General features: G+C 41.1%; 17 protein-coding genes. 3 read left to right on the forward strand and 14 right to left on the reverse strand.

The features are described 5' to 3' along the window. Nucleotides 1-13 precede the first annotated feature (13 nt). From K6V21_RS01470 to tig, 7 genes are all read right to left on the reverse strand, one after another. Nucleotides 14-3,145 carry a SusC/RagA family TonB-linked outer membrane protein gene (locus K6V21_RS01470; protein WP_224320641.1) on the reverse strand — a complete coding sequence of 1,044 codons (3,132 nt, stop codon included), beginning with the start codon at nt 3,143-3,145 and terminating at the stop codon, nt 14-16. A 151-nt stretch (nt 3,146-3,296) separates the two neighbouring features. Further along, nucleotides 3,297-5,996 carry a GH116 family glycosyl-hydrolase gene (locus K6V21_RS01475; RefSeq protein ID WP_217716195.1) on the reverse strand — a complete coding sequence of 900 codons (2,700 nt, stop codon included), beginning with the start codon at nt 5,994-5,996 and terminating at the stop codon, nt 3,297-3,299. A gap of 257 nt (nt 5,997-6,253) precedes the next feature. Then, entirely contained in the window at nt 6,254-8,803 is a 2,550-nt protein-coding gene (locus K6V21_RS01480; RefSeq protein WP_224320642.1) for a kelch repeat-containing protein, read from the reverse strand. Nucleotides 8,804-8,913: 110 nt separating this feature from the next. Further along, on the reverse strand, nt 8,914-11,097 hold the full coding sequence (recQ, locus tag K6V21_RS01485) for a DNA helicase RecQ (protein ID WP_007210216.1): 2,184 nt from the start codon (nt 11,095-11,097) through the stop codon (nt 8,914-8,916). Between the two features lie 169 nt (nt 11,098-11,266). Further along, entirely contained in the window at nt 11,267-12,514 is a 1,248-nt protein-coding gene (clpX, locus tag K6V21_RS01490) for an ATP-dependent Clp protease ATP-binding subunit ClpX (protein WP_224320643.1), read from the reverse strand. 2 nt (nt 12,515-12,516) lie between these two features. Continuing rightward, nucleotides 12,517-13,179 carry an ATP-dependent Clp endopeptidase proteolytic subunit ClpP gene (clpP, locus tag K6V21_RS01495; RefSeq protein WP_007210214.1) on the reverse strand — a complete coding sequence of 221 codons (663 nt, stop codon included), beginning with the start codon at nt 13,177-13,179 and terminating at the stop codon, nt 12,517-12,519. 139 nt (nt 13,180-13,318) lie between these two features. Beyond that, a complete protein-coding gene (tig, locus tag K6V21_RS01500; RefSeq protein ID WP_217716193.1) occupies nt 13,319-14,674 on the reverse strand; it encodes a trigger factor in 1,356 nt (451 codons plus the stop codon). Nucleotides 14,675-15,128: 454 nt separating this feature from the next. On the opposite strand from tig, the gene K6V21_RS01505 reads away from it, so the two are divergent. Next, nucleotides 15,129-15,377, forward strand: a complete 249-nt coding sequence (locus K6V21_RS01505; RefSeq protein WP_007210212.1) for an RNA recognition motif domain-containing protein — start codon at nt 15,129-15,131, stop codon at nt 15,375-15,377. Nucleotides 15,378-15,488: 111 nt separating this feature from the next. Here the strand turns inward: K6V21_RS01505 and lptB are convergent, their stop codons facing one another. Beyond that, on the reverse strand, nt 15,489-16,244 hold the full coding sequence (gene lptB, locus K6V21_RS01510; RefSeq protein WP_007218708.1) for an LPS export ABC transporter ATP-binding protein: 756 nt from the start codon (nt 16,242-16,244) through the stop codon (nt 15,489-15,491). Nucleotides 16,245-16,367: 123 nt separating this feature from the next. On the opposite strand from lptB, the gene K6V21_RS01515 reads away from it, so the two are divergent. After that, nucleotides 16,368-17,111 carry an MlaE family ABC transporter permease gene (locus K6V21_RS01515; RefSeq protein ID WP_007210210.1) on the forward strand — a complete coding sequence of 248 codons (744 nt, stop codon included), beginning with the start codon at nt 16,368-16,370 and terminating at the stop codon, nt 17,109-17,111. Next, the gene (locus tag K6V21_RS01520; protein WP_007210209.1) at nt 17,108-17,878 is read left to right on the forward strand and encodes an ABC transporter ATP-binding protein; all 771 of its coding nucleotides are present in this window, start codon (nt 17,108-17,110) and stop codon (nt 17,876-17,878) included. Before K6V21_RS01515 ends, K6V21_RS01520 begins: the two co-directional genes overlap by 4 nt. A 120-nt stretch (nt 17,879-17,998) precedes the next feature. On the opposite strand, the gene ltrA is transcribed toward K6V21_RS01520, so the two are convergent. The 6 genes from ltrA to K6V21_RS01550 form a co-directional block, all read right to left on the reverse strand. After that, the gene (ltrA, locus tag K6V21_RS01525; protein ID WP_224320454.1) at nt 17,999-19,405 is read right to left on the reverse strand and encodes a group II intron reverse transcriptase/maturase; all 1,407 of its coding nucleotides are present in this window, start codon (nt 19,403-19,405) and stop codon (nt 17,999-18,001) included. Between the two features lie 628 nt (nt 19,406-20,033). Next, nucleotides 20,034-20,687: a response regulator transcription factor gene (locus tag K6V21_RS01530; RefSeq protein WP_224320644.1), complete on the reverse strand. Its 654-nt coding sequence runs from the start codon at nt 20,685-20,687 to the stop codon at nt 20,034-20,036. A 7-nt stretch (nt 20,688-20,694) separates the two neighbouring features. Beyond that, on the reverse strand, nt 20,695-22,896 hold the full coding sequence (locus K6V21_RS01535; RefSeq protein ID WP_224320645.1) for a tetratricopeptide repeat protein: 2,202 nt from the start codon (nt 22,894-22,896) through the stop codon (nt 20,695-20,697). A 153-nt stretch (nt 22,897-23,049) separates the two neighbouring features. Further along, a complete protein-coding gene (gene der / locus K6V21_RS01540; RefSeq protein ID WP_007210036.1) occupies nt 23,050-24,363 on the reverse strand; it encodes a ribosome biogenesis GTPase Der in 1,314 nt (437 codons plus the stop codon). A gap of 47 nt (nt 24,364-24,410) precedes the next feature. Then, nucleotides 24,411-25,292 carry a GTPase Era gene (era, locus tag K6V21_RS01545; protein WP_044269564.1) on the reverse strand — a complete coding sequence of 294 codons (882 nt, stop codon included), beginning with the start codon at nt 25,290-25,292 and terminating at the stop codon, nt 24,411-24,413. A gap of 80 nt (nt 25,293-25,372) precedes the next feature. Next, nucleotides 25,373-26,377 (reverse strand): beta-ketoacyl-ACP synthase III, encoded by a 1,005-nt coding sequence (locus tag K6V21_RS01550; RefSeq protein WP_007210034.1) that lies wholly within the window; start codon nt 26,375-26,377, stop codon nt 25,373-25,375. Nucleotides 26,378-26,383: the final 6 nt, after the last annotated feature.

Genomic DNA, 26,383 nt, shown 5'->3' on the forward strand with positions numbered 1-26,383 from the left:
AACGTTTTTTATATTAGAAGCTAACATTTACACCGAAGTTGATAGAAGACGATAACGGATAATTCATCATACGATTATCCTGACCGGCTGTTTTCTCCGGATCCAGTTTCAAATCCTTCTTCAAATAAGAGTCACAGAATGTGAAGATGTTATAAGCATTTACATAAACACGCAGGTTTTGCAAGCCTACATGACTGGCCCAACGTTGAGGTAACGTATAACCGACTTCAAGACTCTTCAGACGAAGATAGCTTCCATCCACCGTATTGCGGTCTGTCTCCTGTGCATTGTTCCCCATCGGATTGTAGTTGGCCACACGGGCTGCCGGGAATCTTCCCGGAATCCAGTTGCTGTTTGCATCAAACGGATCTTCACGATGCCATCTGTCATACAGATAAGCAGATGAATTACCTTCCCAAGGTGCATAATTGCGCAGGTTGTCGGGGATCTGGATAGAATAACAGGCTGCTCCTTGGAATAAAGCCATGAAATCGAACCATTTCCATTCAGCTGTCAGAGTGATGCCATAATTCAGAGCCGGCATATTCAATCCATAATATTTAGGCTTCATGTCATTGCCATCGATGTATCCATCACCATTTACATCTTGCAGGTAATAGTCTCCCGGAAGAATCATGGTGTTACCTCTATCACCGCTTTGCACAGGCGCATTATAAATCTGATCATAGTTCTGGAATTGCCCAGCTGTTGTATATCCCCAGCCGATACCACTCCAACGCCCTTCGGTAGCGGATTTCCAAACATCCCAACTACTTTCGTATTCACCATGTATCTGGCGGGTCATCTTACTGCGGGCAAAGTTGAAGTTTCCTTGTACACCGTATGAAACCTGACCGATCTTGTTCCGGTGCCCCAAGGTAAACTCAATACCTTCGGTACGGTCGGCATTCAGATTCTCTTCCGGCAGGGAAGCTCCGAATGTATTGGTCAGTTGACTGCCTCTGGTAGCCAGCAGCCCATCTCTGTCACGACGATAGACATCAAATGTGAAATCCAACAAGCCGTCCCACAAGGTTATATCCACACCAAGGTCATAAGTACGTGTCGTAATCCAGGTCAGGTTCTTATTGATAAGTGCCGGAGTCAGTACTCCATTGGTTTGTGTACCGTCAACGAACTCATACCCCTTTGATCCCATTGTAAAGCCTTCTATGAACTGGAATTCATTACCGGCATCAATACCGGTTTCTCCATAACTGGCTCTTATCTTCAAGTTACTGACAAACGGTATATTATCCTTAATAAAGGATTCCTCGGACATTCTCCAGCCTGCACTGACAACCGGGAAAAATCCCCAACGACTCCCCGGAGCATAACGATAAGAACCATTATAACGGAAAGCACCTTCCAACAGATATTTGCCTTGGTAGTCATAATTCAGACGCCCCAGATAAGAGATGTTTGCCGTCTCTCCATAGCCGCCAGAATTCTGGATGTTCGTTTGAGAGCCTAAGTCAAGAATAGGTTTAGAGTAAATCTCATACTCGCGGGTAGCAGAAACATTATCATTCCAGCCATGATTCATTTCGTACATAGCCATCAAAGAAATGTTATGGTCGCGCGCAATAGTAGTACTATAAGACAATTGCGCCTGAATATTGAGATTATTACCATTATTCATATTCACATACAAACTGCTCGGGTCATTAATTGTCTTTGATACATCATACGATTCATTCTGCGAATTATAACTGTACAATTGGTAGAGTTTTCTCTCATGCGAAGTACGGTTATCACTGGCATCATACGAAGTCATTAATTTAGCTTTCAATCCCTTTACCCAAGGAACATCATAGGTCAATGTGGCAGTTGACTGTAAGCTACGTCCTCTACTGGTATTCATACCGGTAAGATCACCATTCATTGCTGCCACTGGATTGTCCAGGAAAGGATAAGCTGCATTGTAGTATTCGGAATTGTTATTGGCATACACTCCGGATGTCGGTCTCATCAATGTAGATTTGAACAGTAAGTCAAAGACTCCTTGGATAGGGGCATTCGTCACGTCATATCTTCCGGAAACATTAACTTCCGCTTTGAGATACTTAGACAACTGGGCTGTAAAATTACTACGCATAGTATATCTTTCGTAGTTGAAATCGCCTCCTCGTGTCAAGTCGCCATCGTGAGCATAGCCAAAACTGGCGTAATAGGTCATCTTATCACTACCACCTTCGACAGAAAGAGTATGTTGCTGGCTACCTGCACTTTTTTTAAATACGGCATCCAACCAGTCAGTACTTTCATAGCCGGGACCACCGGCCTTCCATTTAGCAAGTTCTTCAGGAGTGGTAGTAGGACCAGTACCTGCATTCATTGACAATTCATTGGAAATCTCCGCATATTGGGCAGCATTCATAACCTTCATCATGGAAGTGGGGAAAATAGCAGTGAATGAACCGTTGTAATTAAAACGGGCTTTACCTTTTCTTCCTTTTTTAGTGGTAATAATCACGACTCCATTAGCTGCATTCATACCATAGATTGCCGCAGCACCATCTTTGAGTACAGAAATATTTTCAATATCTTCCGGATTCAAGCGCTGAAATTCAGAACCACCGTCACCACTATCGCGGACAACGCCATCGATTACATACAGCGGACTACCAAAGCCACGAATTTGTACCATAGAACTGAACGAACCTGGTTGACCGTCCTGTTGACGGATCTGTACACCGGCAATCTTTCCCTGCAAGCTCTGAGCCACACTTGTGCTTTTGGTCGTCAGCACTTTGTCACCACTAAGAGTAGAAATAGCTCCAGTCAGTGTCTGTTTCTTCTGAGTGCCATATCCCACAACTACAATTTCGCCCAAAACGGCTTCATCTTCCTTTAACACCACTCTTACTGAGTTTTCGGCTCCTATTCTGACTTCCTGAGTCTGAAAACCAATATAGGATATCTGAAGAACAGCGTTCTTCTCAAGATTTTGTAGTACAAATTCACCCGACATATCTGCCACGGCATTCTTATTATTGGCTCCTTTCACTACAACTGTTGCACCAACCAGCGGATTCCCTTCCTGGTCTATCACCTGTCCTTTAAACTGTGCATGTTGCGCATATACCATTGTGGTACAGAGTAACATGATGCATCCCAACAAGGTGCGTGCTAAATGATTCATGTGTTTTATCATATAAAAAAAGATTTTTAACTTTACAATTACATAAAAGATTTCTAAATGTTACGTTTCCAACTTTTTTCTGTGGATACATTCCTGGGGTCATTTAATCTTTTCTTTCAACATAGGCATTTTCTTTTAAGGGTTAACATTCTTATTTTATTGTTACGTAACGAAAGTCATGTTTATCTGCCTCCGGAAGTACCGGGGCTTCCAGACGATTGTCAATAATACGATCCCAATACGGACTCAGATCCAACGTTTTTCCCTCTTCCACCACAAACTCTTTAATTTCGATTTCTCTCTTTTCGGAAGTGGAAAGTCCTGCAGGTTCCGATATCACTTTATTGAAACTGATCCGCTCTTTACCATATTTCTTCGTTATTTTGAAAGTGATGGATTTCTTCTGAGGATCAGCAGTTACTACTCCCCAAAAGTTAGGATAAAACAGAGGGATGCTGATTACTTTATCATCGGCCACTACAGGAGCCAAACGCAATTCTTTTCGGGGAATGTTAACGCCTGCACCAGCCAATACATCTGTAGAGAACCAAGTTACCGGAGCTGTCATATAAGTAATGTCACTGGGGTTCCACAAATTTTGAGTCCATGTCCAGCCTTTACGCAGATGTACTAATTGAATGTGTTTCATAATGTCCATAGCATCTTCATAAAATCCGGCCTGCATACCGGCCAAAGCAGTATAGCTTTCCAGATAGAAGGGCCAGCATTGTGATCCCCTATTATCAATGCCCCGGTTCAGATTGATATCCCACACTTTATTAGCGTAATAATCAGGAGACTTGGAAAGAGAAATCTTGCATTGAGACATCATAGATGCCTTCACTATATCCATAGGATACACATCTCCCCATCCACAGTAACGGCTCAGGAACTGGCCTGCCAACTGTCCCGTAAACAATACATTATCCAGTCTTTTGGAACCATCCGGTTCACAGCCGTAGGCAAAAAAACGTCCGTTCCACAACTTCTCAAGAGCCTCTTTCTGAGAGGTAGCAAACTGTTGTTGCGCCTGTTTCACAATGCTTTCATCTCCAATAGCTTTTCCTATAGCTTCGTAAGCCTTGAGTGTAGCCAGCCATACACCTGCATAGTAAGAATACAAAGGGGGATGAGTAAAATCATCGTACGTAGTAGGGCCTACAGGTATTGTACTGCCTTGGGGCATACGACTATATAAGAATTTCATGGCTCTTTTAACTCCCGTAAGATGCGCTTTCAAGTACTCTGCATCACCAGTCTGCTCATAGTCTTTAACAAGTTGTATGATCCAGCCGGAAGCATTGTCCAACATCCAACCCTTTTCCGTTGGCACACGGCCACCTACGGTACCCATACCTACATAGTAATGTCCGATGAAATGAAGTATATAACCTTCCGGATCCATTGCATCTGCAAAAATATCCATCTCCGAACGATCCAGTTGAGTGAAAAATTTCTGGTAAAAAGGATGTGAACTCAAACGTTGATCCATTGTTCCGGCAAAGCCGCCCATGGCTCCCTCATTAACCATAACATCACCTCCTTTAGTAAGCACCATATTGGTATAAATGACATATCCACTATTAATAAGCTTAAACTTATACCAGTCAGGAAGGCTACTCTCAAGAACCGGGATCTGCCACTCCGTAGTCTGTCGGGCAATTCTTGTCCTATTGGATACAGCATAGCTCACCAGAGAATTCATACTATTAAAATAATTATGATAGTATTTATTGTAGTCAGCCCCACAAGGCCAGTAGCTACCAATAGGAAGGGCTTCCGCATCAATCTGCAGTTCAGGAGCATACCATGCCAACATAAAACGAATTGTTTTCTTTTGACCTGCTTTCAACTGTGTCTTAACAGCCAGTGCAGAAGCAGAAGAAGTTTGAGATTGCTCCGTCAGTACATTTTTAGTTAGTGAAGAAGTGAATTCTCCATTATTTCTAAACTGATCCCATGCTTCAGAATTCGAACGATAAGCTGGAAGATAAGATACATTCTTTTCTTCTTCCACTGCAATCACCACTTGATTCACATAGTTCTGAAAAGTCAATTTACGAGGTTGCAAGCTATCTGCAGCATATTGTATCAACCCTTTCAGGCTTCCCATCTGATAAGGTTCTACATAGGTTTTAGCCTTCTCACGCAACGGCCAGTTCTCTCCATTATTTATATTAGCTCTACCTTCACTCAATAGCTGGCCATTGTCAAAACCTTCCAAGCTCTTCGGATCATTAAACAATCCGATAAAATCTTCCCAAGAAAACGCTAATGCAGCTTCCATGTCCTCCTGAGATATGAGATCAACCTCAAACCATACTACCGGCAAAGAGGAATCTTTCACATTGTGCGGCACCAATCCTGAATAGGCACGAATTACAGGGGTTACTTTCAAATTATTATCCGCATAACTTAATTCTGCTGTAGGAAATAATCCTTTATATTGAATATGTTCTATTCCTTTCATTCCATACAAAACATGACTATCCCTAACCAGACGAACAGCTTCTTTTTCATTTCCCTTCCGCGTCCATAAAGAGAAGAATGAATGCTCCGAACGTTTAATAGGAGTATGAATATTATTCATTCCTATCCTGGTGAATTTGCCACTTGGAGCGAAATTTATATTGCCTACTCCAATACCCCCCAAGGGCACTCCGCTTACGTCTTCATGATCTTTTAATGAAAGGTAAGTATAGTTGGTTTCTCCACCTAAAACTCCACTTTGAAGACCGAACTTGGTATTGGCTTCATCGACACCATAATTGTTCTGATTTTCTTCTTGCCCGTGCAGTGCAAATATTCCTGCAAGACAAAAGGCTAAAGAGACAAAGGTTCTTTTACTCATACATGTGTTTTTTAAGATTAATAATAGAAGTTATGAATCTACTTCTGCTTTCGTTAGCGTTCGAGTGCAAAAATAGATGCTGATAGATTACAATAGCGGTTACATTGGGGTTAATCGAGGGTTAATTTTGAGAGGTATTTTATTAATTACCCGATTAATTTAAGAAAATCTATGCTCTATGGCATAAAGTTACAGACATAAAAAGATTACCTCTAAATATAGAGACTTATAAATAGGAAACAGTCCTTTTTTTCTGATTATTGAAAACTTGTCCTTAAGTCATTGTGTATGATATCAGAGTAAGAATATGAATAGTTATTACCCATACTTTTATTATATTCTGCAATATACAGATAATATTTCTTCATTGCCTGATCTTCCTTCTTCAGCTTATGGCAGGCATTCAGCATATACCACAAAGCCATATCATTCAAAGAATCTACTCTCAGCCAGATTTCAGCCAATTGAACAACCTGCTCATACGCAGCTTTCATATATAGATTATTCAACTCAATCGTCAACATCTCATGCAATTCATATTCTTGTTCGCTCTTAAAGGAATCAAACATAGAGTCGTCAATAGACTTTAAAAATTTCCCTCGCGACAAAATTCCGATCAGTGATTGGCTGACTTCCTGAGATGCATCACTTTGCCGGATTTTATTCATTTGTTCAAGATATTGTTGATAATCGCAATAGAAAGCCTCCGACAATTGGATAGAATAACGACTATTAGTATACACCAATTCAATACCTTCTAGATCATCCAGTATTTTTCTTAATCGATTTATTGTAACGCCCTTCAGATTTTTGGCACTACTCAATTCTTTTTCTGGCCATAACAACCCATAAATATAATTCGAGGTAATACCTTCCTTATTACCTAAACCATTCAGAAAAGTAAGTAAGAACAGTTGCTTTATCTTGGAACTAAACAAATGAGTGATATCTTTTCCTTTTTTATCTATTATAGTGAATTCCCCAAACAGATACAAAGCATTTGCCTGTGGTGACTTTCTATTTTCAACCTGAGTGCAAGTTTCACGAATAGGTGTGACTTTAGGTATCGGTTGTTTCTCTTTCTTCCTTTTCAAGTAATACGTAATGCCAACAATCAATACCAGTACAACAACCATTACAAAAATAACAGCACGCAAAGAAAGTCCTTCTTCAACAGCATATAAAAACAATGCGTTCTCTGCAATGGCAGGTGCCGACAATGAATAAAAACGTGTAACAGAAGATTCTCCGCCACGTTCATTAAATTCTTGCGTACAACAATAAAACTCCTTTGTTTCTTTATTATAATAAAGATTTGCATTAGATAAAATAGCCTTCGACTCCATAGGAATAGAATTACCTAATACTTCATAGGAATCATTCTGCAACGAGAACTTATAAAGCTGCAAATGGGAAGAAGCTTCCTGCATAGGATAACACAACGTATAGAAAGAAGCTCCATCATCAGATAAAAGAAGGTTTCTTACCGGAACAATCTGAGTTCCATCATAAGAGAAGTCCCTCACTTTCTGCACGGTTGAATCTTTCAGATTTATCTTATAGAGATCATAATAGTATATTTTCCCGATACTCTGATCCCCACTACTATTCCCAGTGCCACCAAACAAAAGCAACTCATTAGCATTCAATGCTCCCATAGAAGAGAAAAAACGAGGGGCTACAAAATCACCTTTCAATTTAATAGTATTCCATGACTTTTGGTCCAAATCATATACTTCCAATGTATTGGTATATTTGCGTGAGCCAAAACCTCCAAAAATATAGAACTTATTATGAATAGTATCCAGATAAGAAGAATGGTGGTGTCGCTGTGAAGGCAAAAATTTATCATCAACCTTTTCCACTTCTCCTGTAAGTACATTCAAAGCACAAATGGTGCAAACATCTGCATGATTATCCACTTCATAGATATAAACAGAATGAGAATCCGGATAGAAAAAGTTTGTTCCCAAATACATCTTCATCGGCAGGGATTGATGCTTATACCCTTCCCAAATATTACGGCGGATATCCAAAGTATATAAAGAATCGCTGTTAAAATAGACAAAATTGCCAGAATTGGAATCATAATTATACCCCGCCGTACTCTCAGAAGCCTGCGAATGAAGCAAATTCCAATAATAGGATTTATTTATTAACCAGATTGGGTTAATTGCTTTTCCCCTGATCTTTCCTTGTTTATCATGAACAAGAATACCGGAACTTTCATTCAGAGGAAAATTGATTTGTTGATTCATGTCAGAGATTACTAAATTCCGGATTGCAAAAGAAGGTATTTCTTCAGAAAACTTACTACTTCCGAACATGATGGTAGGAGTCAATTCTCCGGATAAGCCTAATTTTCCTGATTGATATTGTCGCTTATCAATAGTAAGGCATACAGAATCTTCTTTTAAAAAAAAGGAGATTTCTATGGGTATCCAACGCCGAGGGCCAAGTTTTTTATTACATAGAGTATCTACAATAAGACATTCTTTTGCCTCAATATTAAATTTCAGATAACTCCGTTCGTCATTGTCATAAGAGAAAACAAAACTATAAATATCTGCATTTTCACGCTTCAGATCTTTTAATCGGAATATATAACCGAAAGACCCATAATCCTGAATAGCCAAATCATAAGATATAGAGAAATGACCTTTAAAGGTCAAAGGATTTTCATCAAAAACAGAATAGCTTGTCTTTTGTATAGTTTCAGATTCATAAGTATTAAATTCAAGACCTTGAGCATTGGCTCGCAAGCATAAAAAGCAAAGTAGCAATATGAAAGATCCTATATATCTCATTATCATCTCCTTGTCATGTAGTTACTTATTTATTAACCAGACAAATATATAACTTAAAAACCGGACTCATGAAACATAAGCCCGGTTTTAACAAAAATGCATTCCTATCTTTAATTCGCCATCTCAGAAATAAACTTAATGCGAACCAACCTTACTTCTTCTTCCGTGAAATCATCACCCAGTTCATCAAGTGCGTCATCTATCTTGTCAGTAGTAGATTCCTTGAAATAATCATAGATATCCAACATGTGGTCTTCGTCCATAATCTCATCCAGGAAGTAATCAATATTCAACTTCGTACCAGAATAAACGATTGCCTCGATTTCGTCCAATAAATCACCAAACTCAATGCCTTTGGAAAGTGCGATATCATCCAATGCCACCTTACGGTCTACAGCCTGAATAATAGCCACTTTCATCTTGGATTTATTAGCAACCGTACGAACACGTAAGTCTTCAGGGCGTTCGATTTCATTCTCTTCACAGTGACGTTTTATCAGCTTGCAAAACTCCTCACCGTAGCGTTTAGCCTTACCTGCACCTACCCCGGGAATGTTTTGCAATTCATCCAGTGTCACCGGATAAATGGTTGCCATGGCTTCCAATGAAGGATCCTGGAAAATTACATAAGGCGGTACTTCCAGTTTCTTGGAAAGCTTCTTACGCAAATCCTTCAGCATGGAATAAAGAGCCGGATCAACAGCGCAAGAACCACCGCCCCTTGCCGGAGCTTCTTCTTCCACTTCTTCGAAATCATTATCTTCGGTTATCTTGAACGATTTAGGATGTTTCAGGAACTTCTTTCCTTCATCCGTTACTTTCAGCAAACCGTAATTTTCCACATCTTTACTCAAGTAACCAGCAATGAGTGCCTGACGGATGACAGCATTCCATGTTCTGTCTTCTTCTCCCATGCCGGAGCCGAAAGCTTCCAGGTCTTCATGCAGATGCGCCTGCACTTCGGTAGTTTCACGTCCTTGTATAATGTCGATGATATAATCTGCCTTAAAATTTTCTTTCACCGCGAGAATAGCCTCTATCACGGTACACAATAATTCTTGAGCCTCCACTTGTTTTTTCGGGTTTAAACAGTTGTCACAATTTCCACAGTTCTCTTCCATATACTCTTCACCGAAGTAATGCAACAGCGTTTTTCGGCGGCATACGGAAGATTCGGCATAAGCAGCGGTTTCCAGCAGAAGCTGTTTACCGATTTCCTGCTCTGCCACAGGTTTACCTTGCATGAACTTTTCAAGTTTCTGCAAGTCTTTATTGGTATAAAAGGTAATACACTGTCCTTCGCCTCCATCTCTTCCGGCACGTCCTGTTTCCTGATAATATCCTTCCAGACTTTTCGGGATATCATAATGAATAACATAGCGCACATCAGGCTTGTCAATACCCATACCAAAAGCAATGGTAGCTACAATCACATCTATTTTCTCCATCAAGAAGTCGTCTTGATTTTGCGTGCGTGTTGCAGAATCCATTCCTGCATGGTATGCGCGGGCATTAATACCATTCGCCTGTAGAATCTCAGCAAGTTCCTCTACCTTTTTCCGACTCAGGCAATAAATAATGCCCGACTTTTCCGAATTATTCTTGATGAACTTGATGATATCTCTATCTATGTTATTGGTCTTGGGACGTACCTCATAATAGAGGTTCGGACGATTGAACGACGACTTGAACACTTCGGCATCAATCATACCCAGATTCTTCTGGATATCATGTTGCACTTTAGGGGTCGCAGTCGCAGTCAGAGCAATCACCGGAGCTTTTCCGATTTCATTGATAATAGGGCGGATACGGCGATATTCCGGGCGGAAGTCATGTCCCCATTCAGAGATACAGTGGGCCTCGTCTACAGCATAGAAGGAAATCTTCACTGTCTTCAGAAACTCTACATTTTCCTCTTTCGTCAGCGATTCGGGAGCTACATACAGTAACTTTGTCTTACCGCTGAGGATGTCAGACTTCACCTGATCTATCGCACCTTTATTAAGAGAAGAGTTGATAAAATGGGCAATACCATCTTCTTCACTGAAGTTACGCATCGCATCGACTTGGTTCTTCATTAGGGCAATCAACGGAGAAATCACAATACCCGTACCTTCCATCATTAATGACGGTAACTGGTAGCATAGTGATTTTCCTCCACCTGTAGGCATCAGCACGAATGTATCGTTACCTGCCAACAGATTTTGTATGATAGCCTCCTGATTTCCTTTAAATGTGTCAAATCCGAAGTACTTCTTCAGCTGGTCTGTCAAATTAATCTTCTTCCCTGCCATGATTCATTAGGTTGTTTTTTGAGTGATTGTTTAACATCTCGGTTAGCTATTCTTTTTGTAAGAACTCTAACAAAGTTATAAACAACTTCTTAAATTTCAAGCATAATCCAATGAATATTTTTCAATAAAAAACAAAATAGTCAGTTTCGTGTACCCTTACCATTTGATTTTAAGCAGTTTGCAGTTTTGCAATGTTTGCTTTTTCAAGCTGGTGTTTAGCATAATCCAACGTCACTTCAAAGTGATCCTTGTGTTCGGACGGGATTTCGAACATAGCATCCATCATGATGGTTTCCACAATGGATCGCAATCCACGAGCTCCCAACTTGTATTCCACAGCTTTATCTACGATGTACTCAAAGACAGTAGCTTCGAATGTCAGTTCCACATTGTCCATCTCAAACAGTTTAACATATTGTTTGATAATGGAATTCTTAGGTTCAGTCAGAATAGAGCGCAAAGCGGCACGATCCAACGGATTCAAATAAGTCAGCACCGGCAGACGACCGATGATTTCAGGTATCAGACCGAATGACTTTAAATCCTGAGGAGCAATATATTGCATCATATTGCTTTTATCAATTACCGCAGTGTTACGCACTGCACTATAACCCACCACATGTGTGTTCAGACGCTGGGCAATTTTCTTCTCAATGCCATCGAATGCTCCACCGCAAATAAAAAGAATGTTCTTTGTGTTCACCGGAATCATCTTCTGATCAGGATGCTTGCGTCCTCCCTGAGGCGGAACGTTCACAACAGAACCTTCCAACAATTTCAGTAAACCTTGTTGAACACCCTCTCCGCTTACATCACGTGTAATGGAAGGATTATCTCCCTTACGGGCGATCTTATCAATTTCATCAATGAACACAATGCCCTGCTCAGCTTCGGGAACATTGTAATCTGCCACCTGAAGCAGGCGGGTCAAAATACTTTCAATGTCTTCGCCCACGTATCCAGCCTCGGTAAGCACCGTAGCATCTACAATAGTAAAAGGTACGTGAAGCAATTTAGCAATGGTACGTGCAAGCAGTGTCTTTCCCGTTCCGGTACTACCTACCATGATGATATTAGACTTTTCAATTTCCACATCATCACCGCCGTCTTTTTGCAACAGGCGTTTATAGTGATTGTATACCGACACGGAAAGGAAGCGTTTTGCATCATCCTGTCCAATGACGTATTGATCAAGGAATTCTTTTATTTCTAAAGGTTTCGGAAGTTCTCTCAGGTTCAGTTTCGTTGCAGCGCCACTCCTTTTTACTCCACCCAGCGCCTCCTGAGTGATCTCATAGGCCTGAGTGGCACAACTATCACAAATGTAGCCGTTCATTCCCGTAATCAGAAATCCGACTTCATCTTCCGTACGCCCACAGAAACTACACCTATTTTTGTTTCTTTTTGAGTCTGCCATATTTATTTTTTAATCAACACTTCATCTACCATGCCATACTCTTTGGCTTCCTGTGCCGTCATCCAGTAGTCACGGTCAGAGTCTGCCCAAACTTTATCGAAAGGAGTATGAGAGTGGTCAGCAATAATAGTATACAGTTCCTTTTTCAGCTTCTGAATTTCACGTGCCGTGATTTCAATATCCGAAGCCTGTCCCTGTGCACCACCCATTGGCTGATGTATCATTACACGAGAGTGAGTCAGCGCCGAACGCTTGCCTTCTGCACCTGCCACCAGCAACACTGCAGCCATACTTGCTGCCATACCTGTACAGATAGTAGCCACATCGCTCGTGATAAACTGCATTGTATCATAGATACCCAATCCCGCATATACGGAACCACCCGGTGAATTAATATAAATAGAGATATCTTTACCCGGTTCTACCGAATCCAGATACAGTAACTGCGCCTGTAAAGTATTAGCGGTATAATCGTCAACCTGTGTACCAAGGAAAATGATACGATCCATCATCAAGCGGGAGAAAACGTCCAACTGGGTTACATTGAGTTGACGTTCTTCCAGGATATAAGGATTTAAATACCCGGCTTGTGATTTAATCACATCGTCCAACACCAAGCTATTCATACCTAAATGCTTGGTAGCGTATTTTCTAAAATCATCCATATTACTTTCTTTTTTAGGTTTAGTAAATTGAAATGCAAAGAAACAAAAAAGAACACAGAGACACAAAAAAACACAGAGTTATATGATATAAGACTCTGTGTTTCTTAATGTTTTTAAACTGTTTTCAGAATAAAAAAGCTTATTCAAACATCTTATTGAATTCTTCTGCAGAAATTGTTTTGTTTTCCAGCGTCACCTGAGACTTCAAAGCAGAAGCCAATTTAGTTTCAACAACACGGTTTACCAAACCTTCAACGCTTTCTTTCTTCTTCAGCATTTCTTTTGCATAGTTTTCCAGAAGATCTTCAGGAACACTCATCATACCATATTGTGCGAACTGTGCACGGGTAGCTTCCTTAGCCATATTGACTACATCTTCCTGTTCAACCTTGATATCGTTAGCTTTCACCAACTGTTCCTTGATCAGGTGCCATGTCAGTTCTTCGATACTCTTATCATAGTTGTCTTCTACAAATTTCTCGTCTTTGTCCTGGTTGTTCATGCGCATGATGCGTTTTAGCAATGCATCCGGGAATTCCAACTTGCCAACTTTCTCCATCAACATCTTACGAGCGTCGATCAGAAATTTATAATCAGTGTCTGCAACAAACTGATTAGCAATTACTTCTTTTACTTTAGCACGGAATTCTTCTTCAGTCTTCACAACATCTTTACCACATACCTGATCGAAAATTTCCTGAGTCAGTTCACCGGCTACAAAACGAGTCACTTCTTCTACCTGATAGCTGAAGTTAGATTTCATCTCAGCGGCTTCTTCTTTATCGATCTTCAACAAAGAAGACAGTTCAGCTGCATTACCATCCCATGCAGTATAAGGATTGAATACGAGTACATCATTTACTTTTGCATTGGCAAAGATAGCTTTTTGCTCATCGTTCTTCATGTAAGACGGCATCATTACAGCAGCTTCTACCTGAATGCCACCTTCTTTGGTATTGCCGTTTTCATCCAATTCAGCCAGCAATCCCTTCAGCATATCGTTATCTTCGTAAACGTCCACTTGTTCGTACTTACCATTACGTTGGGTGTAAGCCTTCACCTGATTGTTTACCATATCTTCAGTAACGTCAATCAAATAATAGTCAACTTTATCTTTAGTGCTTACTTCAGCTTTGAATTCAGGTGCCAGAGCAATATCGAAAAGGAATTCGAATTCTTCCATAGTATCGAAGTCGATATCCGGTTGCTTATCTTCATTTGGCAGCGGTTCGCCGAGAATAGATACATTATTATCTTGAATATACTTATATACAGCTTCTGAAAGTGCCTTGTTTACTTCTTCAGCAATAACAGATTTACCATACATTTTCTTCACCAGACTCATCGGAACCATTCCCGGACGGAACCCCGGAACCTGAGCTTTCTGACGAAGATTTTTCAATGATTTATCAACTTTTTCCTGATAATCGGCTTTCTCAAGCTTCACAGTAAGCAGAGCGCTTACTTTGTCAATGTTTTGTAATGAAACGTTCATTCTGACAATTATTTATTTGATTTATACTTTGTTCCAATCTCAAATGAGGGTGCAAAATTAGCGTTATTCTTTCAATTATCAAAAAAACATTGCTGAATTATTTCTTTATAACAAAAGGAGAGATTAGTTATCACTAAATCATACTCTCTGTATTGTTTAATGAAAATATAATTATGATTATTCTCCATAAGCTACAGATCGTAATTATATAAGGCATTTAGCTTCAGAATCGGAAGAAAAAGCAAAAAAAAACAGAAAGAAAATATGGAAAATCCGAAATAATTATGTTTCTTTGTTGCGGAATGGTAATACATTAGTTCTTAGATTTTCAGTACATGGTTTTTACTTCCGTTTTTCATGAAACGCTTTTGTAAACTCTCTGTTGTTGTGATCCTTTTATTATAGTTACCCTTCCAAGAGAGTTTTATTCATTTATTTATTTTACATTTTCATTATGAACATTTACGTAGGAAACCTTAACTACAAAGTTAGGGAATCAGACCTCCAAAAGGTCATGGAAGATTACGGTGCTGTAACCGCAGTCAAATTTATTAAAGATCGCGAAACCGGTCGTTTCAGAGGTATCGCATTTGTAGAAATGGAAGATGCAGCAGCTGCAGCTAAAGCTATTGAAGAACTCGATGGAGCCGAATATTTTGGCCGTAACATGGTAGTGAAAGAAGCAAGACCTCCGAAATACTAATTATACAGGAGAAAAAAACAAGTCCGCCTGCTCCCTTTCAGAAAGAGAGCAGGCGGACTTTGTTTTTAGTGATTAGGAATAAATGATTAATGTTGCGCTAATCACTAATCACTATTTCATAAAGTCTTTGCGACGCAGCACAAAGCTATTACTCAGGTATTTTTCACGCACAATTTTATTTTCTGCTAATTCTTCCGGTGTTCCCTGGAACAAGATTTTACCTTCAAACAACAAATAAGCACGGTCAGTAATACTTAATGTTTCCTGCACGTTATGGTCAGTAATCAGAATACCAATATTTTTATCTTTCAGCTTCCACACAATCTGCTGAATATCCTCTACCGCAATCGGGTCAACTCCTGCAAAAGGTTCATCGAGCATGATAAACTTAGGATCAATAGCAAGACAGCGAGCAATCTCCGTACGGCGGCGCTCACCACCCGAAAGTTGATTACCCTTATTCTTACGCACTTTCTGCAAACGAAACTCCGCAATCAGACTTTCCAGCTTTTCTTTCTGATATTCCAAAGGCTTATCTGTCATTTCAAGTACCGAAGCAATGTTATCTTCCACACTCATCTGGCGGAATACGGATGCTTCCTGTGCCAGATATCCGATTCCGGTTTGCGCACGCTTGTACACCGGATATTTCGTAATATCCAGATCATCCAGAAAGATACGTCCCTCATTCGGCGTAATCAATCCAACGGTCATATAGAATGAAGTCGTTTTACCGGCACCGTTCGGTCCCAGCAAACCTACAATCTCTCCCTGCTTCACATCTATGGAGACGTGGCTCACTACTGTACGTTTACCGTACTTTTTCACCAAGTCTTCGGTGCGAAGCACCATTTTACTTTCTTCCATATTCTTTCAGTTACAAACTGTCAAAACCACAAGTGACAAGCTTGTCACTCACACATTTTGCGGCAAATGTAGCAATTATCAGCTGAAAATGGGCTATATTTGCAGACAAAATAGTTAAGAGTCATGATAAAAGCACTTAAAACTGTCGGAAGATACATCATGTTGATGGGGCGTACTTTTGCCCGACCAGAGCGTATGCGTATGTTCTTCCGCCAATACATTAACGAAATGGGGCAACTCGGTGTGAACTCTATCGGCATTGTGTTGCTGATTTCGTTCTTTATCGGCGCTGTTATCACCATACAAATCAAGCTGAATATCGAAAGCCCGTTTATGCCGCGTTGGACGGTAGGCTATGTGACGCGTGAAATCATGTTATTGGAATTCTCTTCCTCCATCATGTGTCTGATATTAGCGGGAAAAGTAGGTTCCAATATCGCTTCAGAGCTGGGAACCATGCGAGTGACACAACAGATCGACGCACTGGAGATCATGGGAGTCAATTCAGCCAATTACCTGATACTACCCAAAATTTTTGCCATGGTCACCACTATCCCTTTCCTGGTGACGTTCAGTATCTTTGCCGGTATCATCGGAGCCTTTGCCACATGTTGGTTCGGTGGCATCATGTCGGCGGTGGACCTGGAATACGGTTTACAATACATGTTTGTGGAATGGTTCATTTGGTGTGGTATCATCAAATCATTGTTCTTCGCTTTTATCATCGCCAGTGTATCGGCCTTCTTCGGTTATACCGTCGAAGGCGGTTCCATAGAGGTTGGCAAAGCCTCTACGGACTCTGTAGTATGCAGCAGCGTGCTTATCTTATTTGCCGACTTAATATTAACTAAACTCTTAATGGGATGATTGAACTGAAAGGACTTTGGAAATCATTTGAAGACAGGGATGTATTGAAGGATATCAACGCCACTTTTGAGAACGGAAAAACGAATCTTATCATCGGACAAAGTGGTTCAGGAAAAACGGTACTGATGAAATGCATCGTCGGACTACTGACGCCGGAACGTGGTGAATTATTATACGATAACCGAAACTTCCTTGCCATGGGCAAGAAGGAAAAGAAAGCATTGCGCCGGGAAATGGGAATGATTTTCCAGAGTGCAGCATTGTTCGATTCCATGACTGTGTTGGATAATGTGATGTTTCCATTAAACATGTTCAGTAACGATACATTCCGCGACCGTACCCGCCGTGCTATGTTCTGCCTGGACCGCGTGAACCTGGCAGAAGCAAAGGACAAATTTCCGGGAGAGATCAGTGGCGGTATGCAAAAGCGCGTCGCCATTGCCCGTGCCATTGCCCTGAATCCTCAATACCTGTTCTGCGATGAACCAAACTCTGGTCTGGACCCAAAGACATCGCTCGTCATTGACGAACTGGTACACGACATCACGCATGAGTATAATATGACCACCCTCATCAATACTCATGATATGAACTCCGTCATGGGAATAGGTGAGAAAATTATCTATATCTACGACGGATATAAAGAATGGGAAGGCAGTAAGGATGATATCTTTACCTCTAGCAACAAGAAATTGAATGACTTCATCTTTGCATCCGATCTCTTCCGTAAGGTAAAGGAATTGGAGGTACAAAACATAGAAGGATAAGCCGCTTAATCTCATCCATCTGTCATAATCGAGTAGGAGGAAAACGGAGTAGTTTTCTTCCTACTTTCGTTTTCCGACCTCTCACACCACCACGCATGCCGTTCGGCACGTGGCGGTTCTTTATCTGCGATGCAATTTACTGTAATACTCCATCAAGGTAGGGTATCCCGATAGTTTCAATTTGTCATTGTTCATTGCAGAGGTAAGTATGCGACTACCGGCTACACTCCAATATCCCAATCGAGTATTGGCATGTTGCCAAGCATAAAACCTACTGATACCACACTTCTGCAAGTTTACAAACTTCGTTCTAATCTTCTTCCAACATTTCCAGATGCACATCCGTATTCTACGGCGAAGCCATTCGTCTATTCGTTTCAAATAACTCTGCATATCTGCTAACTGAAAGTAGTCTATCCACCCTCGTATAAACAGACGAAGTTCCACCTTGCGTTTATCATAGCCCATACCATTACTTCTTCCTGTCAACTCTTTCAACCGAGTTTTCAATTTAAGATAGCTTTTAGGATGGACAGATAGGCGACACTCTCCTTTATGAACATAAAATGAGTATCCCAAAAACTTCATTCCGCGAATATAACCAACGCTAGTCTTATCTACATTAACCTTTAAGAAAAGGTGCCTCTCAAGAAAAGTAGTTATACTCTCCTTTACACGTAACACAGAACGTTTACTCTTACAGAAAATCATGCAGTCATCAGCATAACGAACAAACTTGTGACCACGAGATGCCAACTCAATGTCCAATTCATGGAGCATGATGTTGCTCAGCAACGGACTCAAAGGACCACCTTGGACGGTGCCATGAGCACGGCTTTCGTAATGTCCACCCACCATTACACCAGAGATAAGGTATTTATGGATGAGGGAGATAACACGACCATCCTTCACTGTGCGAGACAAAATCTCTATCAGCTTGCTATGGTTGACCGTATCGAAGAACCTTTCCAAGTCCAAATCAACACAGTATCTGTAACCGTCACTGATATATGATTGGGCACGCTGCAAGGCCTGGTGAGCACTCCGTTTAGGCCGGAAACCAAAACTGTTGTCACTGAAGTGACGTTCGTAAAGTGGACTAAGCACCTGGCTGATGGATTGTTGAATAAGACGGTCAACAACGGTGGGAATACCTAATTGACGCTTCTTACCTCCATCTTTGGGAATTTCAACCCGGCGAACAGGATTGGGACGGTAGATACCGTCAAGCAAAGAGTTTATCAACTCATCCTTATGGAATTTAAGGTAAGGAAGTAAATCTTCCGTTTCCATCTTATCGACACCTCCACTGCCGCCATTGGACACAACCTGTTTGTAAGCACGGTTCATGTTCGCAGGTGACAAGATGCGCTCTAATAAATCATCTTTGGTAAATTGCACTTCCACGAGGTGGTTTTCAGTTATCCCAATAAAAGTCTGCACTCCGACATAGCTTTCGGATTCCGTCCTATCCTTCTGCCGGTAGTTATCACTCAATGTTGATATTTTCTGCATTCGTTCCTTCATCGGGTAACATTCATTGACTACTCGCTTAAATAAAGTTCAGACCTTCCCCGACTGTCGATTTTTTTTCCGGGTACTATGTCTTCTGCTGACTTCTCACAACAAGCTTTACTCCGTGCCTCTGAAAAAAAAATACATCCGCACGTCTGTGAGACCTCCCCAGTTAAGAATATATTCTTTCCATCTTATACCTGCCGGATTTACTTTGGATGTTTCCGGATAGTTATCGGGCTTTGTCTTGCATTGCAGACTTACCCACATCCTTTAGCCTTTTATCCGGTTTCTGTTCGTCAGGCCAGATGTTTGCCGAGACCTTCCTTTGGATTCCACCTCACGATGGACACCCTTGGCGTTGGCTAAACACTTCCCACTATCAGGGTGTGTAAGGGACTTGCACCCATTAGAATATATCCATGCTGGGCGAACAATAGAAGCGTCCGGAGATCCCTCCGGACGCTTTTTTCTCATAAAACCAGTTAATAGAATTGACATATATCCTCACGACATACTTTGATTGTCCCTATATCTTCATGAGAAAACATGAAGAACAATTTCAATTACGCAACAAAGATAACCAAAATATATTAATAAAAAATCACGGAAAACCGTTACTTATTGAATTTTCTGTAAATCAATCTAGCTTTATCCATCCTTGTGAAACAGCCTTGACCACCATATCTATTGCATTTTTCGCCCCAAATTTACTAATAAGCCTCTTGCGAAATGTTTCTACAGTATTTTCTGAAATTTTTAATAACGCAGCAATCTCATGTGTATTCATTCCTTTGGCTACAGCTTCCAGAACATCGCGTTCGCGCCGTGTCGGAGCATCTTTTGGTTGTAAACTTGATGATGAAGAATTTAACTTCTGCAATATAGAAGCAAAACGAGAACAAGTATAGCTCTCTCCCCTCAGCACACTGCGAATAGCTGCCACCAGTTCTGCATGAGCCGAAGATTTCAGAATAACCGCATTTACTCCGCATTGCACTAATCGGTTCACCATCCATACCTCCTCATGCATCGTATTTACGACAATCCTCGCCTGGTCATTCAACTCACGAATTTTGGCTATCAATTCAAAACCTGAAATATCGGGGATACTGATATCCAGAATATATACATCATAATCACGCTCTTCAATCAACTTTATAGCCTGCTTTCCGGAAGTCACTGCATCCGCCACTGTTACTTCCGGTATCTTATTCACAATTTTGCAAATACCTTCTAAAATCAGGCTATGGTCATCCACTACCAATAATTCCGCTTTCACATTCTTTTCCATTGCTCGATTAGATTATTACATTTACTCTCAGCCGGGTTCCTTCACCCGGAGCAGAAGTCAGTTCAACTTTAGCACCAATCGTTTCAGCCCGTTGCCAGATGGTATGCAAGCCAATACCTTTGGTTTTCTTGCTCATATCAAACCCTTTTCCGTCGTCTGTAACAAGTATGGAAAGGTTCTTGTTTTCCAGTGCTAACTCCACCTGTATACGGGCAGAGCTGGCATATTTCACTGCATTGCTCACTGCTTCCTGAACAATACGATAACATTCAAATCCAACAACTTTAGGAATTATATTCCAGTCGACATTTTCTGTAGAGTGATACTCCGCATACATACCCTCCGGTAATGCCAAATGCAGCACATAGTCTCCCAACATCTCGTCGAGCGTAGCATACTGGAAGGCGGGTGGCATCAACTCATGCGAAAGAGTTCTCAACCTTTCGCGGGTATTACTCAATAGTCCCAACTGTTCACTCAAATCCGAACTTTCCTCACCGGAAATAGTACGAATATTCATTTCAAGCGCAAGCAAACTGTTACACACATCATCGTGTAATTCTGTCGCCATACGTTCACGCTCACTCTCCAAACCATCAATGTATTTTCGTGTCAGGCGCTGCTCAGTCTCTTTCTGAAGTTCCAGAAACTCACGTTCTTTCTCATTAGCGGCATTAGCCAACACAGCGATCCTTGCCCTTTGGCGTTGACGTGCATAGAGAGAACCTAATAATAGAATTCCCAACAGTGAAATTACTGATCCTACAATGATACGGTGACGCAACATATACGTCTCCTGCTCCAACTGTTCCCGCCTCAAAGTAACGATCTCCAGTTCTTTCTCTTTCGTCTGATATTTTACTGAATACTCAGATAGCTGTTCGGTCTGTTCAGTATGAAAGGCTGAATCACGCAGCGCATAGGCCTGAGTCAGAAACTCATAGGCCTGAGATGAGTTGTTCACAGCCAGATAGCAATCTGCCAACCGCTTATAATGCTCATAATCACGGGTGTCCTTGTAGCCACTTCGGAGCATATCGATTATTCTCCGATAATAAACAATGGCTTCCGTATAATTTTCACTCTCTTGCAATAAACCCGCCTTCGCCTGATAATATCGGAACCGTTCCGCATCAGTTTGCATTTCATGTGCCAGCTTATCAAGCTTTTGCAAATAATACATTGCCTGGTTCAAATTTCCATCCATCCGATAGGCGTTCACCAAATAATTATAAGCATCGCACAATAGTCGTCTGTCATTCACTTCTTCCAGAATAGGTATGGCTTTCAATAATGTAGCAATTCCCTCCGCACGCATTTGCACCAATCGGGTCTGAATAGCTCCCAAATTGACATAACATGTACCTATCCTTCGCTTATTACCTGTCTTCAAAGCATATTCCACGGCTTTCTCAGAAAAAGGAATCGCATCTCCCGGACGATTCCAATCACAATAAGCCGTTGCTATATTTCCATATATAAAAGCAACTGCATTATGATTTCCACGTAACTCGCATAAATGGAGTGCCTGTTCAAAGTTGGCAATGCAATTCTCTAAATCCTTTTTCCGACGATAGATAGTACCTAACTGATTCAAATTTTCAATTAACATGGCTGTATCCTTATCAGCAGCAGAACGCTCGCTGGCACGAATAGTATAAACTAGAGCAGAATCCGTCTTCCCTTCAAAAAGAAACGAGCTGGCATAATTTGTCAACATGGTACGGCATGCCTCTCCTGCCTCCGATAAATCCTCTCCGGCTTCCAACCCTTTACGAAAATAGTAACGTGCAGAATCATAACGAGCATCCACATTACAATAATACCCCATATCACAACAAGACTGGCTTATTGCAAATTTCAACCCCGCTTTTTCAGCCAGAGCAATAGCTTTCCGCTTTAAGGCATATCCCTGTTGGAAATCTCCCTTGATGAAGTTTCCCTCACTTGCCCAAATATAATATTCTACGAGTTGTTCCGGCTTCTTGCTTTTCGTAGCCAACTGATGAATAGAATCTGCATATAAAAGGAGTAATTCAGGATTTTCTTCCGTTTGGTAGAGATATTTACAAACTCCGACATAGCCCTCCATATCTCTGCTTTGGGCAGCCTTTTGTTGAAGCATACGTAAATCCGGCTCATCCGCAGCCCATAGCATACCTATGGACAGGAACAAGCAGCATACCAATAACCACCCGTAGCGTTTCATCTAATCCTTTTTTTCTGTTACCTAAGCAAAAATAAATATTATATTCATACTAACCTACTTTTTGTTTGCATTTCACTGATAAAACGTAAAAAACCGCCCGATTTATAACTAAATCAAGCGGTTTCATTTCAATATCTTAAAGTCCTAATAATCCTACTTCTGACGGATATAGATGTTTATCGGAGTTCCGGTCAAACTCCACTTCTCACGCATCTTATTTTCCAGGAAACGTTTATAGGGTTCCTTTACATACTGCGGCAAGTTAGCGAAATACACAAAAGAAGGTACCTGCGTATTAGGTAACTGCGTGATATACTTAATCTTAATATACTTGCCTTTGGTTGCAGGAGGCGGATACGCCTCAATCAAGGGAAGCATTTCTTCATTCAGTCGGGCAGTAGGAATACGCGTCATACGATTATCATACACTATACGCGCTTCTTCCAGCACCTTCAGAATGCGTTGTTTGGTCAATGCCGAACCGAAGATAATAGGGAAATCAACAAACGGAGCAAAACGACTACGGATAGCATCTTCGAAAGTCTTCATTACCTTCACAGTTTTGTCCTGTACTAAATCCCATTTATTTACTACCACTACCAAACCTTTGGCATTTTTCTGTATCAGTGAGAATATATTCAAGTCTTGACTCTCAACACCACGGGTAGCATCCAACATAAGGATACACACATCGGCGTTCTCAATAGAACGGATAGAACGGATTACGGAATAATATTCCAAATCTTCATTCACCTTGTTCTTCTTACGGATACCGGCAGTATCTACCAGATAGAAATCAAAACCAAATTTATTGTAACGTGTATAGATGGAATCACGTGTTGTACCGGCAATCTCCGTCACAATATTACGATCTTCACCTATAAAAGCATTCACGATAGAAGACTTACCTGCATTCGGACGTCCCACCACTGCAAAGCGGGGAATATCTTCATCCAGTATTTCGTCAGCTTCTTTCTTGAATGTACCAACAATCAAGTCCATCATATCACCCGTTCCACTACCCGTCATAGCCGAGATACAGTAAGGATCACCCAATCCCAGCTTATAAAATTCGGGAGCATTGTATTGCAGTTCTCCGTTATCGGTCTTATTGGCAATCAGCAATACCGGCTTTTGAGTACGGCGCAGAATAGCAGCCACCTGCATATCAAGGTCAGTTACTCCATTCATTACATCTACCACAAACAAAATCACGTCTGCTTCATCCACAGCCATCAATACTTGTTTGCGTATCTCTTCTTCGAAAATATCGTCAGAGTTCACCACCCATCCGCCGGTATCTACCACGGAGAACTCCTTCCCCAGCCATTCCGATTTACCATACTGGCGGTCGCGTGTTGTTCCTGCTTCTTCGTTCACAATCGCCTGACGTGTTTTAGTCAAGCGGTTAAATAAAGTAGACTTTCCCACATTGGGGCGTCCTACGATTGCAACTAAATTTCCCATAGTTCACTCTCATTGTTTTTTGCGACTATCCCAGTCGTATGAATATTCTAATCCAGTTGATAACCAAAATTGCGCAACTCTTTGTCCGAACTACGCCAATCCTTATCCACTTTCACAAATGTCTCCAGGAAAATAGTCTTTCCGAAGAACCTTTCCAAATCACGGCGCGCCTCAGTAGCCACTTTTTTCAGTGCCTTACCCTGCTTACCGATAATAATTCCTTTCTGCGAATCACGCTCTACATAAATCACAGCATTGATATGTATCTTCTTCGCATCCTCCTTAAATTGTTCCACCACTACCTCTACCGAATAGGGTATCTCTTTGTCATAATATAATAGAATTTTCTCGCGGATAATCTCATTTACAAAGAAACGCGCCGGTTTATCCGTCCATTGATCCTTGTCGAAATAAGGCGGTGAATCTGGCAATAATTCCTTCACCCGCTTCATCACATATTCCACATTGAATTTCGTAGTTGCAGAAATCGGAACAATTTCCGCATTAGGCAACAATGCTTTCCATGCCTCCACCAGCTCCACCAATTTCTCCTGATTCGACAAATCGATCTTGTTGATAAGCAGCAGGACAGGTATTTCCATACGTGCCACCTTTTCTATAAATTCATTATGCTTGTCAGGAGTCTCAACCACATCCGTCACATATAGCAAAACATCCGCGTCCGTCAATGCCGAGGTAGAAAAATTCAGCATAGACTCCTGCAACTTATACTGTGGCTTCAGCACGCCCGGAGTATCCGAGAATACAATCTGCATATCGTCCGTATTATAGATACCCATAATGCGATGGCGAGTTGTCTGCGCCTTAAAAGTAGCAATCGAAATCCGCTCACCCACTAAGGCGTTCATCAGCGTAGACTTACCTACATTCGGATTTCCCACGATGTTTACAAAACCAGCTTTATGCATCACATTCCTCTATTTTAGTTGAGACAAAAAAACGCATCGAAAATAGGATGCGTTTTTTCTTATTTATTAACGTAACGTTGTTACTGTTTTTTTCCATCATATCCCCACTTCACATAAACGGCTCCCCAGGTAAATCCTGCACCGAATGCCGTAAAGATCAAGTTATCGCCTTTTTTAAGTTTATCCTCGAAATCCCACAGGCAAAGCGGAAGCGTACCGGCACTTGTATTACCATAACGTTCTATATTAATCATTACCTTTTCGCGGGGAACTTCCAAGCGGTGAGCTACTGCATCAATGATGCGCAAGTTCGCCTGATGAGGAATAATCCAGTCGATATTATCCTTAGTGAGATTATTTCTTTCCGCAATGGCAACACAAGCGTCCGACATATTGGATACGGCATACTTAAATACCGTACGACCTTCCTGATAAAGAAAGTGCATGTGATTATCCACTGTGAAATAAGAAGGAGGACATACAGAACCGCCGGCCTTCATATGCAAGAAAGGTAACCCTTTACCGTCTGTTCTTAAAATAGCGTCCATGACACCAACATCCTCAGTAGTCGGTTCCATCATAACCGCAGCTGCCCCGTCACCAAAGATCGGGCAAGTAGCACGCTCGGTATAATCCACCATAGACGACATTTTGTCACCACCCACTAAAATAATTTTCTTATATCTCCCCGAACGGATAAAATTAGCTCCCGTTTCCAACAAGTACAAGAAACCGCTACAAGCAGCCTGTAAGTCAAAAGCAAAAGCATGTTTTAATCCAAGCTTATCACATAGGATAGAAGCTGTAGAAGGGAAATGATAATCAGGAGTAGTAGTAGCGACAATCACCAGATCAATATCATCAGGATTAGAACCTGTACGCTGCATCAACTGCTTTGCGGCTTTACGAGCCATGTACGAAGTCCCCAATCCTTCTTCGTTCAAGATATGTCTTTCCTTTACTCCGATACGGGTCATAATCCATTCATCATTGGTATCCACCATTCTTGATATCTCTTCATTCGTCAAGATATAATCGGGTACATATCCGCCGACTCCTGTAATTACTGCATTTATTTTTTCCATTAATCC

It is taken from the genome of Bacteroides cellulosilyticus, from assembly GCF_020091405.1.
GTDB lineage: Bacteria > Bacteroidota > Bacteroidia > Bacteroidales > Bacteroidaceae > Bacteroides.